13 protein-coding genes, 1 tRNA gene and 1 pseudogene are annotated in these 12,834 nt (G+C 70.3%); 11 read left to right on the top strand and 4 right to left on the bottom strand.

What is annotated here, in order from left to right; genetic code table 11:
• Positions 1-68 precede the first annotated feature (68 nt).
• From ABZT17_RS07815 to ABZT17_RS07785, 7 genes and pseudogenes are all read left to right on the top strand, one after another.
• Positions 69-833, top strand: a complete 765-nt coding sequence (locus ABZT17_RS07815; protein ID WP_356345037.1) for a sugar phosphate isomerase/epimerase — start codon at positions 69-71, stop codon at positions 831-833.
• Positions 830-1,948, top strand: coding sequence for a Gfo/Idh/MocA family oxidoreductase (locus tag ABZT17_RS07810; protein ID WP_356345035.1), 1,119 nt, complete (start codon positions 830-832; stop codon positions 1,946-1,948). Before ABZT17_RS07815 ends, ABZT17_RS07810 begins: the two co-directional genes overlap by 4 nt.
• Positions 1,945-3,087 (top strand): Gfo/Idh/MocA family oxidoreductase, encoded by a 1,143-nt coding sequence (locus ABZT17_RS07805; RefSeq protein WP_356345032.1) that lies wholly within the window; start codon positions 1,945-1,947, stop codon positions 3,085-3,087. Before ABZT17_RS07810 ends, ABZT17_RS07805 begins: the two co-directional genes overlap by 4 nt.
• 33 nt (positions 3,088-3,120) lie before the next feature.
• Positions 3,121-4,125, top strand: coding sequence for a sugar phosphate isomerase/epimerase family protein (locus ABZT17_RS07800; protein ID WP_356345030.1), 1,005 nt, complete (start codon positions 3,121-3,123; stop codon positions 4,123-4,125).
• A gap of 448 nt (positions 4,126-4,573) precedes the next feature.
• A pseudogene (locus ABZT17_RS07795) lies at positions 4,574-4,855 on the top strand (GMC family oxidoreductase N-terminal domain-containing protein); the annotation flags it as partial.
• 156 nt (positions 4,856-5,011) lie between these two features.
• The gene (locus tag ABZT17_RS07790; protein ID WP_356345157.1) at positions 5,012-5,539 is read left to right on the top strand and encodes a GMC family oxidoreductase; all 528 of its coding nucleotides are present in this window, start codon (positions 5,012-5,014) and stop codon (positions 5,537-5,539) included.
• Positions 5,540-5,594: 55 nt separating this feature from the next.
• Complete coding sequence (locus tag ABZT17_RS07785; protein WP_356345028.1) at positions 5,595-6,575, top strand: hypothetical protein; 981 nt, start codon at positions 5,595-5,597, stop codon at positions 6,573-6,575.
• 247 nt (positions 6,576-6,822) lie between these two features.
• On the opposite strand, the gene ABZT17_RS07780 is transcribed toward ABZT17_RS07785, so the two are convergent.
• The 3 genes from ABZT17_RS07780 to ABZT17_RS07770 form a co-directional block, all read right to left on the bottom strand.
• Complete coding sequence (locus ABZT17_RS07780) at positions 6,823-7,068, bottom strand: hypothetical protein (RefSeq protein ID WP_356345025.1); 246 nt, start codon at positions 7,066-7,068, stop codon at positions 6,823-6,825.
• 8 nt (positions 7,069-7,076) lie between these two features.
• A complete protein-coding gene (locus tag ABZT17_RS07775; protein WP_356345023.1) occupies positions 7,077-7,535 on the bottom strand; it encodes a hypothetical protein in 459 nt (152 codons plus the stop codon).
• A gap of 182 nt (positions 7,536-7,717) precedes the next feature.
• Complete coding sequence (locus tag ABZT17_RS07770) at positions 7,718-7,918, bottom strand: hypothetical protein (protein ID WP_356345021.1); 201 nt, start codon at positions 7,916-7,918, stop codon at positions 7,718-7,720.
• A 563-nt stretch (positions 7,919-8,481) separates the two neighbouring features.
• Here ABZT17_RS07770 and ABZT17_RS07765 point away from each other — a divergent pair.
• The 3 genes from ABZT17_RS07765 (at position 8,482) to ABZT17_RS07755 (ending at position 10,652) form a co-directional block, all read left to right on the top strand.
• The gene (locus tag ABZT17_RS07765; RefSeq protein ID WP_356345018.1) at positions 8,482-9,186 is read left to right on the top strand and encodes a UPF0158 family protein; all 705 of its coding nucleotides are present in this window, start codon (positions 8,482-8,484) and stop codon (positions 9,184-9,186) included.
• A 517-nt stretch (positions 9,187-9,703) separates the two neighbouring features.
• Positions 9,704-10,399, top strand: a complete 696-nt coding sequence (locus tag ABZT17_RS07760) for a hypothetical protein (RefSeq protein WP_356345016.1) — start codon at positions 9,704-9,706, stop codon at positions 10,397-10,399.
• Between the two features lie 13 nt (positions 10,400-10,412).
• A complete protein-coding gene (locus ABZT17_RS07755) occupies positions 10,413-10,652 on the top strand; it encodes a hypothetical protein (protein ID WP_356345013.1) in 240 nt (79 codons plus the stop codon).
• A gap of 178 nt (positions 10,653-10,830) precedes the next feature.
• Here the strand turns inward: ABZT17_RS07755 and ABZT17_RS07750 are convergent.
• Positions 10,831-10,903 (bottom strand) — tRNA-Arg (locus ABZT17_RS07750).
• A 322-nt stretch (positions 10,904-11,225) separates the two neighbouring features.
• Between ABZT17_RS07750 and ABZT17_RS07745 the strand changes: the two genes are divergently transcribed.
• Positions 11,226-12,833: a dynamin family protein gene (locus ABZT17_RS07745; RefSeq protein WP_356345010.1), complete on the top strand. Its 1,608-nt coding sequence runs from the start codon at positions 11,226-11,228 to the stop codon at positions 12,831-12,833.
• Position 12,834 lies beyond the last annotated feature (1 nt).

Raw genomic sequence — 12,834 nt, 5'->3', positions numbered from 1 at the left:
CGGGCTCACCGACCGCGCCGACTCCACACCCCCACCCCACCCCGCGACTCCGAGAGGACGCCGTCGCCATGCAATGCTCCGTCCAGCTGTACACCGTCCGGGACGCCCTGCAGAACGACCTGCCCGGCACCATCCGGCGCCTCGCCGACATCGGGTTCACCCAGGTGGAGCCCTACAACTTCGCCGCGCAGGCCGACGAACTGGCCGCCGCGCTCGCCGAGAGCGGTGTCACCGCGCCCACGGGCCACGCGCCGCTGCTCTCCGGCGACCAGGACGAGATCTTCGCCGCCGCCGGGCGTCTGGGCATCGGCACGGTCATCGACCCCTACCTCCCGCCGGAGCACTGGCAGAACGCCGACACGGTCCGCGCCATCGCGACCCGCCTCAACGCCGCGGCCAAGAAGGGCGCCGAACACGGCATCCGCGTCGGCTACCACAACCACTGGTGGGAGCTGGAGACGAAGATCGAGGGCGTCTCGGCGCTGGAGTACTTCGCCGGCCTGCTCGACCCCGAACTCGTCCTCGAGGTCGACACCTACTGGGCCGCCGTGGGCGGAGAGGACCCGGCGGCGCTGCTCAAACGCCTGGGCGACCGGGTCGTCGCCATCCACATCAAGGACGGCCCGGGGACGCAGGACATGAACGCCCAAGTGCCGGCGGGCCAGGGGACGATGGACGTCTGGGGCATCATCGGCGCGGCGGCCTCGCTGGAGGTCCCCGTCCTGGAGTTCGACGGCTACGCCCACGACATCTTCGACGGCGTGTCCGAATCGCTCCGCTACGTACAGGCAGGCGCCCCCACCCCGTCGGCCGGCGAGGCGGAGGCCCGATGAGCCGCGGACCGCTCGGAGTCGCCGTCATCGGCGCCGGCGTCATCAGCTCGCACTATCTCGACCACCTCACGTCGTTCCCGGACCTGGAGGTCCGTGTGGTCGCCGACCTCCTGCCCGAGGCCGCGAGGGCCCAGGCCGAGAAGTTCGGGATCGCCGAGCACGGCACTCCCGACGTCGCGCTGCGGCACCCGGATGTGGAGATCGTCGTCAACCTGACCATCCCGGCCGCGCACGTCGAGGTCGCCACCGCCGCGGTCCGCGCGGGCAAGCACGTCTGGAGCGAGAAGCCCTTCGCGCTCGACCGCGAAAGCGGCCTGCGCCTGCTGCGGGAGGCCGAGGAAGCGGGCGTGCGGCTCGGATGCGCGCCGGACACCTTCCTCGGCGCGGGCCTGCAGTCGGCGCGCCGGGTGATCGAACGCGGCGACATCGGCGTACCGCTCACCGCCCAGACGGTCTTCCAGACACCGGGGCCGGAGTCCTGGCACCCCAACCCCGCCTTCCTCTACCAGCAGGGCGCGGGCCCGCTCTTCGACGTGGGCCCCTACTACCTCACCGCGCTCATCGAGACCTTCGGCAGCGTGCGCCGGGTCGCCGCCCTGGGGTCGCGGGCCCGCGCCACACGCGTCGTCGGGTCGGGCCCCAAGGCGGGCGAGACCTTCGAGGTCGAGGTCCCCACGTACGTCAGCGCCCTGCTCCACTTCGAGGGCGGAGCGTCCGCCCACAGCCTGTACAGCTTCGAGTCCCCGCACACCCGCTACGGCTTCGTGGAGATCTCGGGTACCGAGGCGACCCTCCGGCTGCCCGACCCGAACTACTTCGACGGCGAGCTGCGGATCTGCCGCGCGGGCGAGGAGGAGTGGACCGTCCTGCCGACCAGCGGCCCGGCCGACGGCCGCGGTATGGGCGTACTCGACATGGCACGGTCCCTCCGCGCCGGCACACCGCACCGTGCCACCGGAGAACTCGCCCACCACGTCGTGGACACCATGGTCTCGATCGCGGAGGCGATCGAGACGGGCACGTTCGTCGACGTCACCAGCACCGCACCGGCCTCCGCCCCACTGCCCGAGGACTGGGCGCCCACCGAGGCCACCTTCGAAGGAGTTTCCGCGTGAAAGTCGGAGCAACGCACGGATCGCGGCCGCTCGGCGTCGCGGCGATCGGGTACGCCTTCATGGGCCGGGCCCACTCACAGGCCTGGCGGAACGTGGCCGCGTACTTCGACGTGCCCGCCGTCGAGCAGCGGGTGCTCGTCGGCCGGGACGCCGAGCAGGTCGCGCGGGCGGCCGCCCGGTCCGGCTGGGCGGAGGCCGCGACGGACTGGCGGGAGGTCATCGCGCGGGACGACGTGCAGATCGTGGACATCTGCGCCCCCGGATGGCTGCACGCGGAGATCGCGGTCGCCGCCCTGGAGGCGGGCAAGCACGTCCTGGTCGAGAAGCCGCTCACGAACTCGATCGAGGAAGCCGAGCACATGGTCGCCGCCGCGCGTTCGGCACGCGAGCGCGGGGTGCGGTCCATGGTCGGCTTCAACTACCGGCGCGTGCCCGCCCTCGCCCACGCCCGCCGGCTCGTCGCCGACGGCCGTCTGGGCACCGTCCGCCAGGTCAGGGCCTCCTATCTGCAGGACTGGCTCGCGGACGACGCCGCGCCCATGACCTGGCGGCTGCGGAAGGAGACCGCCGGATCCGGCGCCCTGGGCGACATCGCCAGCCACGCCATCGACCAGATCCAGTTCCTCCTCGACGACACGGTCACCGAGGCCGCCGGGCGCCTGCACACCTTCACCGCTCAGCGCCCGGGCCCCGACGGTCCCGAGGACGTCACGGTCGACGACGCGGCCTGGGCCACCCTGTCCCTGGCCCGCGGCGCGGTGGCCTCCGTGGAGGTCTCCCGGGTGGCACTCGGCCGCAAGAACTCACTGCGCATCGAGGTCTACGGCACCGCGGGGGCGCTGGCCTTCGACCTGGAGCGCCTCAACGAGCTGGAATTCCTCGACGCCTCCGCTCCGGCCACCGAGGCGGGCTTCCGGCGGATCCTCGTCACCGAACCCGACCACCCCTATGTGGGTGCCTGGTGGCCGCAAGGGCACACCATCGGCTGGGAGCACACCTTCACCCATCAGATCCGTGACTTCCTCGTCGCCGTCCGCGACGGCGTCGCCCCGAGCCCCTCCTTCGAGGAGGGGCTGCAGGTCCAGCGTGTCCTGGCCGCGATCGAGGAGTCCTCCGCGACCAAGCCCGTCCGGCTGTGACCCGAAACCGCCCCAACACCTTACGGAGTAGCCATGCCCCGCCCCTTCACCCTGTTCACCGGCCAGTGGGCCGACCTCAAGCTGGAGGAAGTAGCCCGTCACGCGTCCGAATGGGGTTACGACGGCCTGGAGATCGCCGTCTCCGGCGAGCACCTGGACGCCTGGCGCTGGGACGACGAGGCCTACGTCGCCGAGCGCCTCGGCATCCTCGAACGCCACGGCCTCAAGGTGTGGGCCATCTCCAACCATCTCAAGGGCCAGGCCGTGTGCGACGACCCGATCGACTTCCGCCACCGGGCGATCGTCGGCTCCCGGGTCTGGGGCGACGGCGAACCCGAGGGCGTACGCGAGCGCGCGGCGGAGGAGCTGAAGAACACCGCCCGCCTCGCCAAGGCCCTGGGTGTGAAGACCGTGGTTGGGTTCACGGGCTCCAGCATCTGGCAGTACGTGGCGATGTTCCCGCCTGTCCCCGCCGACGTCATCGACGCCGGCTACCAGGACTTCGCCGACCGGTGGAACCCGATCCTCGACGTGTTCGACGAGTGCGGGGTCCGGTTCGCCCACGAGGTCCACCCGTCCGAGATCGCCTACGACTACTGGTCCACCCGGCGGGCCCTGGAGGCCATCGGCCACCGCGAGGCCTTCGGGCTCAACTGGGACCCCTCCCACATGCTCTGGCAGGGGATCGACCCGGTCGGCTTCATCACCGACTTCGCCGACCGGATCTACCACGTGGACTGCAAGGACACCCGGATGCGGATGGGCAACGGCCGCGCCGGCATCCTCTCCTCGCACCTGCCCTGGGGTGACCCCCGCCGCGGCTGGGACTTCGTCTCCGCCGGCCGCGGAGACGTCCCCTGGGAGGACTCGTTCCGCGCCCTGACGGCCATCGGCTACACCGGTCCCATCTCCGTCGAATGGGAGGACGCCGGCATGGACCGCCTCGCCGGGGCCCCCGAAGCGCTCCGGGCCCTGAAGCGGTTCGACCTCGCCCCCAGCACCCACTCCTTCGACGCCGCGTTCAGCCAGCAGTCCTGAGGGCGTGCGGCCAGCAGTTTTGAGGGCGTGCGGCCGGTGGTCCTGAGGCGGGCGGTCGGCGGCCCCGACGGCTGACCCCCGGCTCGGGGTCGTATGCGAGACACCTGATCGAGAAGGGCCGAAACCGTGATCCCCCACTCCCACCGCGCGCTCGTCGTCGAGCTGCTCGACATCCTCCTCCCGGCCGACTCCCAGCCCGGCGCGAGCCAGGCCGGGCTGGCCGACTGGCTGGACACCCTCGCCGAGCGGGACCACGCGGCGTACTGGGCCGGGCTGTTCACCCCGGCCCTGGACGTGCTCACCGCCGAACTCGCGGCGGGAGCCGTCCTGGGAAGCGAACTCGTCGCCGAGCTGGAGACGGCTCGGACACGGCCGGGATGGGCGGTCTCGCCGGCCGAGTTCATCGAGACGATGGCCACCGTGGCCGCCCACGGCTACTCCGGTCGACGCCCGCGCCGGCTCCCACAACACCGTCATCCCACTGGCCCTGCGGACGGGACTGTGCCTGCTCGTCACCGGACAGCGGGTGCGGCGGGTGCGGGTGGACGGCACCGGGCGCGCCGTCGGTGTCGTCGTACGCGACATGAACACGGGCGCTCGGGGCGAAGTGCGCGCCGGTGCCGTGGTCCTGGCCGCCGGGGCCATCGAGACCGCCCGGCTGCTGCTGGCCAGTGCCACCGACGCGCACCCGGCGGGACCGGGCAACCGTTCGGACCAGGTCGGGCGCCATCTTCAGGGGCACAACCACACAGGGGCGTTCGGGTTGTTCGACGAACCGGTCCAGGATCTCCAGGGCCCGGGAGTGTCGATCGCGACCGCCGACTACACCCACGACCTGGGCGGCGAAGCGATCGGCGGCGGGGTACTGGCCAACGAGGTGGTGAAGATGCCCGTGCTGTTCCACGCCTGGGCGAGGCCCTCGGACGTCCCGCGTTGGGGCCATGAGGCCAAGCGCTGGATGCGGGACTCCTATCTGCGTACGGCCCACATCATGGGCCCGATCCAGGAGATCCCGAATCCGGAGGCCAGGGTGACGCTCGCCGCCGGCGTGCTCGATTCCGGCGGTGACGCCGTCGTACGGCTCTCCGGGGCGCAGCATCCCGAGAGCGTCCGAGCGGCGACGGCACTGCGCGCGCGTGCGCGACGGTGGATGGAGGCCTCCGGCGCGCGGCGGGTGTGGACGCAGCCCGTGGGGAGCGCACTGTCCGCCGGCCAGCACCAGGCGGGCACCGCCCGTATGGGCGCGGACCCGGCGACCTCGGTGACCGACCCCTTCGGACGGGTCCACGGGCACCCCGGCCTCTGGATCACCGACGCGTCCCTGCACGTCACCAACGGGGGCGTGAACCCCGTACTGACCATCCTCGTGCTGGCCTACCGCTGCGCCGGCGAACTGGCACGGGCCGGCAGGTAGCCGCGCCCTCCCTATGCAGGCGACACGACACCCGGAAACGAAGGTGGACGCAGCCGTGAACGACAAGGACCAGTTCGACTCCCGGGAGACCGGGCGGCCGGTGCGCTACGCGCGCACGCTCCTTCCCGGCCAGCGTGCCGAGTTGTGCGTCCTGGACGTGGACACCGGCGAGTCCCGGCTGCTGCTCTCCTCCGAGGACCAGTTGTTCGAGTCGCCCAACTGGCACCCGGACGGACGCTGGATCGTCGTCAACGCCGACGGCGCCCTGTACCGGGTGGACAGCCGGGATCCCTCGGGTCTCGTGCCGATCCACACCCCCGGGCTGCCCGAACTCAACAACGACCATCTCGTCTCCCCCGACGGCCGCTGGCACTACGTCTCGGCCAACGACTGGCATCTGTACCAGGTGCCGTGGGAGGGCGGACACCCCGAGCGGATCACGGCCGACAAGGCGCCGGAGCGGAAGTTCCGCCACTTCCTGCACGGTGTCTCCCCGGACGGCGGCACGCTCCTCTACGTCGGCACGGAGATCCTGGACAAGGACGAGTGGGGCAGACGCGCCCTGTGGTCCCTCGATCTGCCGACCGGAGCGGAACGGCGCATCGGTGACGGGTACTCACCCGCGGACGGGCCGGAGTTCTCCGCCGACGGCGCGAGCGTGTTCTCCAACTCGGAGGTCGCGTCCAACAGGCCCGGTCACGCCCAGCTGTTCCGGCACGACCTCGCCGGGGAACCGGTGCGCCGGCTCACGTCCGACGAAAGGGTGAACTGGTTCCCGCACCCCTCACCCGACGGCCGCCGACTGATCCATCTCAGCTACCCGCCGGGAACAATCGGGCACCCCGCCGACCTTCCCGTCGTCCTGCGCCTGATCGAGCTGCCGGACGGCGCACTGGTCGACCTGGTCGCCCTCCCCGGCGGCCAGGGTTCCCTCAACGTCTCGTGCTGGGCCCCGGATTCCGGGCACATCGCCTACGTCCGCTATCCGATCGGCACTGCCGAGGACACCGCAGAAAGCCCACCAGCCGCTCCGTGAACTCCTGCGGGGCGGGACCTCCTCGGCCAGGAAGCGACCGGACCAGTTAGGTGGGCGCATGGCCTCCGCGGGCATGGCGCCGATGCCGTACCGTCCGCCGCTGACCAGCACCGGGACGACCAGCGGCCCCTGGTCACGCCGGGCGGTCTTGGACGCGATTGACGTGCCAGACGACCGGGATGTCGACGGTCAGGCGTGGGCGGCTCGAAATGGCGCTCGGTGGAGCCCAAGGGCTCCACCGAGGCGACTACTTGTGTTCGGGCTTCTTCTCCGCCGTCTTCGTCATCGAGGACTGACAGGCCCATCGGGCAAGGCCGCCCACGGCGAGGGACACGAGAAGGGCGCCCCAGTCGACGATGTGCGGGAGTCCGGGGAAGAAGGCGAAGAAGGCGAGCGTGGCGACGAGGCCGGCGAGGAACGCGGTGATCCCGATCCGGCGCCGGCGTGTTTCCCAGGCCTGGTCCGAGTCCTGATCCTCTTGCTGCTCGGTCATGAAACGACTCACTTCGTGATGTGGTGGCACTGGCTCGCGCGGCGCACCCCGTTGACGTAGAGGTGGGCACACGCTTTGCCATAACGAGGCAGCCTCTGGGGAGAGTTGTTCCTCATCGGGTCGATCTTGCACTCGCTGTGGGTGAGGCCACGTGACGTGCGGTAGGTCCGGTTGTCGGTGTCGGCGTACGTGAAGTCGATGCGCCAGTTGCAGAAACCGCTGCTGAGCGCTCCCACGAAGGCGCAGTCGACGCCGGCGTTCTGATACGTGATCTTCCTGCCGCTGCCTCGGATGATGTGCGTGAACATACAGCCGGTCGGGACCTTCATCGTCACGCCGCCCACGCTGTACTCGAAGGTTTGCACGGGAGTCGACCCGAGCGCGGTGGCATGCGCACCCGTTGGCGCGGTGAGAACGAGGGCTCCTGCGGCGGTCAGAGCCGTGGCGAGGCGCGTGACGTAGGGCATGAGGAAGGTTGTCCTCTTCTGTGATGTTTCGATGAGCACCTGGGACAACCGCGTCCGCCGTTGACCGGTTGCAGGTTTCAGGCTGATTCACTGCCTTGAGTGATCGAAGAATAAGTGGGCTGACCAGCAGAAACGTTTGCAGGCCGTTCCGGGTTCCTGAAGGCGCGAGCTGCGGCTCGTTCCTATTCGACGCTGTGTGGGGGCTTGGTGCGCCATGTGTGGGCGGCATCCAGGAGCTGGGCTGCGGAGCTGCGCCCGGGGACGGCGGCCGGAGCAGCGGTGCCGTGCAGGCGGTGCAGGAGGTCGGTGCGCAACCGGGGCTCCGCGCCGAGGACGAGCCGTAGCAACAACAGGGCCGCGATCGCCAGCAGATCGCCATCCACGCGCAGGAAGTCCGCGGGCCCTCGTCCTCGCTGGTCAGATCGAGCAGGAGGTGGGTGCGGGTGGCCCACGCGTCGACGTGGTGGTGGAGGCAGTACGGCTTCGCTGTGGTCAGGGCCAGGGTTTGCTTGGTGACGTACAGGTGGGCGTCGAGGTAGCGCTCGACCAGTGTTGGTGAAGCTGGTTGCGGTGATCCGGGCCCCGGGGGGAGATGGCCCGCAGCTGTTCCTGTTCCTCGCGGCTGAGCGGTCGGTTGAGGGCCTGGAACTCGTAGTACTGGTACTCGCTCACACGGCGGACGTATAGCCGGTGCGAGCGAGGGCTGAAACGACGTGGGCAGGCTGTGATGAGGTCCTCTACCTCGCAGTCGAGGCGCTCGTCGGGCTTGCGCGGACGCTTGGCTGATGAACAATGCAGCACCCCGCCTCTTGCCCTCCTGCCGGTACATCCGCCAAAGCCGCCGACTTCAGATAGGAGTTCAGGGAATTCGGGTCAGAACACGTCGGTGGGTTGTCGCACGGGAGTCCATGGCACTCGCAGCATGCGGCGGCGTAGCGTCGCGGGCATGACCGAGGCTTGGACCGACCACGCGTTGAAGGCGCTCCGCGCCGCCTGTCACACCGTGGACGGCCCGTTGCTGCTCGCCATGCTGCGTACGCATGACCCCGTCGGCGTGCTGCAGCAGTGCGGAGACACACTCACCGCAGCCGTCTTTCAGGGCGTGCCCGGCGCCCGGGAGACGGCGATCGTGTGTACATCCGCTCTGCGCGAACGGGGCCGGCCCGGAGACGCGGTCCTCGCCGAACAACTCGACGCGGCGGGTGGCGGTGCCGTCTCGATGCTGCGGCCGCTGCCGGTCGATCTGGAAAAACTCTCCGGTCTACTCGAAGGCGATCCGGCCTGGGGCGGTGGCCGCATCGACCTGGACACCGGCGAGTGCCGGCCCGCCCTTGCGGACACCGAGGAGTTGTGGGACCAGGAGGAACCAGAAGGCGCCGAGCGGTGGCTCCATGTCCCGTGTCAGGGATCGCGCGATGCTTACCGCGACATGGAGGACTTCATCACCACCCTCGACGACCAGGACCTCGCCCATTTCCTCGGCATCGCAATCCAGGGCCCAGGAGCGTTTCGCCGCTTCAAGGACGTGCTGGCCACCTCGCCGGCGGAGCTCCAGCGGTATTGGCTGTTCGCCGCGGAGCGGGAGCACGGCCGGGGCCGGGCCTGGCTTGCGGATCAGGGCTACCGACCTGCGCTACCAGGCGGCCACTGACCCGTGCGCAGTCACGGTCCCCAGTGCTCCCGGTCAACCGCCGAGCGCTCCGCTCTGAGCCACGACGGTCGTTCCTCCCACCCCGAGGGCTGGCGTACTGCCTGGCAACGCGTTCCAATCGCCCAGCGCTCATCGCGGGTTGGCGCCGAGGAGGCCGCCGCTGCACGGGGCTGATCAGGCGCAGGCTCCGCGCCGGCACTCGTCGAGGGCTTTCGCTCGGAACTGATCCAAGCCACAGGCAAGGGTGAGGCATTCATCATCGCCACGGGGCCGCCGGTCTCCCATCGCTCCAAGTCGGCCGCGATGAGCTGGTACAAGTTCGCGGTTGAGTACGTGGACGCTCGATGGCCTCAACTCGGCGGCAATAGCCGGAAGAACACCGCCAAGACCCTCACCGCGGCCACCCTTGCTCTGCTCCGGGCACAGCCCACCCAGTTCGATCCCGTGGCCGTGCGGACGGCGCTGCGCGAGTGGGCGTTCAACGCCAACCGTCGATCGGAAGCCCCGCGGGGACGTGGTGGCCACCCTCAGATGGGTTGAGCGGAACTCGCTTCCCGTCTCGGTCTGGGAGGACCCCGAAAAGGTCGACGACGTCCTACGAGCCGTCGACACCCGCCTGGACGGCAAGCAGGCGGCGGCCTGGTCTCGCAAGCGGCATCGCCGGATCCTCAACGTCGTCATGAAGTACGCGATCCGGCGGCGCATTCTGCGGGCCAACCCTCTGCCCAAGGGCAAGGAGGTGACGACGGCCACCAGGACGACGAACGCCGTGGACAAGCGCAGCCTGATGAACCCCGAGCCGGCGGCGGCACTCCTCGACTGGATCCGTCAGCGGCCCCGAGGCGGCAAGAGGCTGCATGCCTTCTTCGCCACCCTGTATTACTGCGGGCCGCGCCCTGAAGAGGCCGTGGCGATGCGCGTACGGGAGGTGAGCCTGCCCGAGGTCGACGCCGCCGACCAGTGGTGCGAACTGATGATTCACACGGCGACCCCGGAAGTGGGAAAGCAGTGGACCGACACGGGCGAGATTCACGAGCAGCGCGACCTCAAAGGCCGCGCCGAAGGGGACACGCGCACGGTGCCGGGCCATCCCGCCCTGACACGCATCCTCCGCCGGCACATCGACGACGAAGACCTCAAACCGGGTGATCTTGTTCCAGGGCGAGAACGGCGGCATCCTCGCGGGCTCCGTCATTCGCCGGGCCTGGCGTAGTGCTCGCCGGGCGGTGCTGGCTCCGCACGTCTTCGACTCGCCGACCGGCAAGCGTGTGTACGACATCCGGCACACCCGCCTCACCAAATGGCTGAACGACGGGATCCCACCGGCGCAGGTTCCCGAGTGGGCCGGCAACAGCGTGCCCCTGCTGCTTGCCACCTACGCCCGGTGCGTCGACAGGCAACTGCCGGACCTGAAGAAGCGACTTGAAGCCGCCGGAGACCTCCCCGAGCCGCCCGACGCTGGTTGATCTTCAGCCAAAGAACTTCGACACGTATTCGACACGGCCACCCGCAAAAACCCGGTGACAGCCGGTCAGCCCCGGAGCTCTCCCTTGATCGTCAGGGGAGGGGCCGGGGCTTCTTCATGCCGAGCGATACCCGCTCTGAACAGCAAAAACGCTCTCCCGAAGGAGAGCGAGGAAAGGGCGCCCCCGGCAGGACTCGAACCTGCGGCCAAGCGCTTAGAAGGCGCCTGCTCTATCCACTGAGCTACGGGGGCCGGGTGTGGTGGCCTCTGTCGTGGGTGCCCGGGTGTGGGCCGTTCCGTGACGTTGCCGGGGACAAGGATAGGGCTCCCGCGTCCTTGTCCCTGTTGCTTCGCCTCCGTGGCTCGATGTGGAGGTTCGGTGAAGCGGTCCTGATAATCGCAGGCAGGTACGAATCGTGCATCGCTTTTGGGCCCTCGCGCACCGGGTGTTGTGCACTCGTTATGCCTGGACTGTGCCCGCGTCCCAGTCGCCCCTTCCGTCCCTTGTGTCCTGTCGGCGCGCAGACATGCTCATATGCTTCAGAATTCCCCTAAAATTGGGCATTCTTCGCATGTGGTGACCTTGGACGTACGGCCTCAGCTGCTCGACGCACTCTCCGCCCTGCGCGACCGTGTCGCCGCCGCACGCTTCCCGCTGCCCCTGGCGGGGGCTCCACGCGCGCGTGCCAACCGCGACGAACTGCTCGCCCAGCTCGACGACTACTTGGTGCCCCGGTTGAGAGAACCCGAAGCACCCTTGCTGGCGGTGATCGGCGGATCCACCGGCGCCGGCAAGTCCACCCTCGTCAACTCCCTTGTCGGACGCCGGGTCAGCGAGGCGGGCGTACTGCGGCCGACCACGCGGACGCCGGTGCTCGTCTGCCATCCGGAGGACCATCACTGGTTCAGCGGAATGCGCGTGCTGCCCGACCTCACGCGCGTGTGGGTGCCCCACCAGGACGCGGCGGACGACCTCTTGCTGCCCGGCGAGGACCCCGCGCGCGTGCTGCGCGTGGAGACCGCCGAGACACTCCCGCGCGGCCTCGCCCTCCTCGATGCCCCCGACATCGACTCCCTGGTCGCCGACAACCGCGTCCTGGCCGCCGAACTCGTCTGCGCCGCCGACATCTGGGTCATGGTCACCACCGCCGCCCGCTACGCCGACGCCGTCCCCTGGCATCTGCTCCGCACCGCAAAGGAGTACGACGCCACCCTCGTCACGGTGCTCGACCGGGTGCCGCACCAGGTCGTCTCCGAGGTGTCCCGGCAGTACGGGGCGCTCCTCACCAAGGCGGGCCTCGGCGACGTACCCCGCTTCACCGTGCCCGAACTGCCCGAGTCCGCCTGGGGCGGTGGGCTGCTGCCGGCCACCGCGGTGGCGCCGCTGCGGACCTGGCTCGTCCACCTCGCGCAGGACCCGGGCGCGCGGCAGCACGCCATGGCCCGTACGGCCTACGGGGTGCTCGATTCCCTCAAGGCACGCATGCCCGAGCTCGCCGGAGCCGCCGCCGCGCAGTACGCGGCCGCTCTGCGCCTCACCTCCGCCGTCGAGGGGGCGTACGACAGCGAGCACGCGCGCGTACGGGGGCGGCTGCAGGCAGGTGCCGTACTCGCCGGGGACGCGCTGAAGCGGTGGCGCGCCTTTCCGCTCGACTGCGCCGCCCGAGAGCTGCTCGACGCGCTCACGGAGAGCCTCGCCGCACTGCTGCTGTGCGCCGTCACCGCCGCCGACGAGCGCGTCGAAGAGGCCTGGCGGCGCGAACCCGCGGCGGCCGCCCCGGAGCTCGACAGGCGCGATCCCTCCCTGGAGAGCGCCGAGCACCGCATCGGGATGGCCGTACGACGGTGGCGGCGGGAGCTCGAGGAGTGCGCCGAGGACGAGGTGCGCGACCTGGAGCGCGCTCTCGCGCCCGACCCCGAGGTGATCGCCGCCCTCGTCGCCACCGCGCTGCTGGGCGGCCGCCGGGCGCGTTCGGCCGGGGAGGGGCTCGCCGAGCGGATCGGGGCGCACGGGGCGCTGCGGCTGCGCGACCGGGGCGGACGGCTCCTCAACGAGCATCTGGACCGGGTGATGCACACCGAGCGCGAACGCCGGCTCGCCCCCCTCGACGCCCTCGACATCCATCCCGAACCCCAGGCCGAGCTCATCGCCGCGCTGTCCGTACTGCAGAAGGAGAGGTGAC

Source organism: Streptomyces sp. NPDC005648, assembly GCF_040605395.1.
Classification (GTDB): Bacteria; Actinomycetota; Actinomycetes; order Streptomycetales; family Streptomycetaceae; genus Streptomyces.
Note: the sequence above shows the minus strand (reverse complement) of the source record. Positions and strands in the feature narration are given on the sequence as shown.

Coding starts and splice junctions, on each gene's coding strand:
- ABZT17_RS07780 (WP_356345025.1), bottom strand. CDS start 7,068: ATGACCGAGCAGCAAGAGGATCAGGACTCGGACCAGGCCTGGGAAACA.
- ABZT17_RS07790 (WP_356345157.1), top strand. CDS start 5,012: ATGCCCGTGCTGTTCCACGCCTGGGCGAGGCCCTCGGACGTCCCGCGT.
- ABZT17_RS07775 (WP_356345023.1), bottom strand. CDS start 7,535: ATGCCCTACGTCACGCGCCTCGCCACGGCTCTGACCGCCGCAGGAGCC.
- ABZT17_RS07800 (WP_356345030.1), top strand. CDS start 3,121: ATGCCCCGCCCCTTCACCCTGTTCACCGGCCAGTGGGCCGACCTCAAG.
- ABZT17_RS07765 (WP_356345018.1), top strand. CDS start 8,482: ATGACCGAGGCTTGGACCGACCACGCGTTGAAGGCGCTCCGCGCCGCC.
- ABZT17_RS07810 (WP_356345035.1), top strand. CDS start 830: ATGAGCCGCGGACCGCTCGGAGTCGCCGTCATCGGCGCCGGCGTCATC.
- ABZT17_RS07815 (WP_356345037.1), top strand. CDS start 69: ATGCAATGCTCCGTCCAGCTGTACACCGTCCGGGACGCCCTGCAGAAC.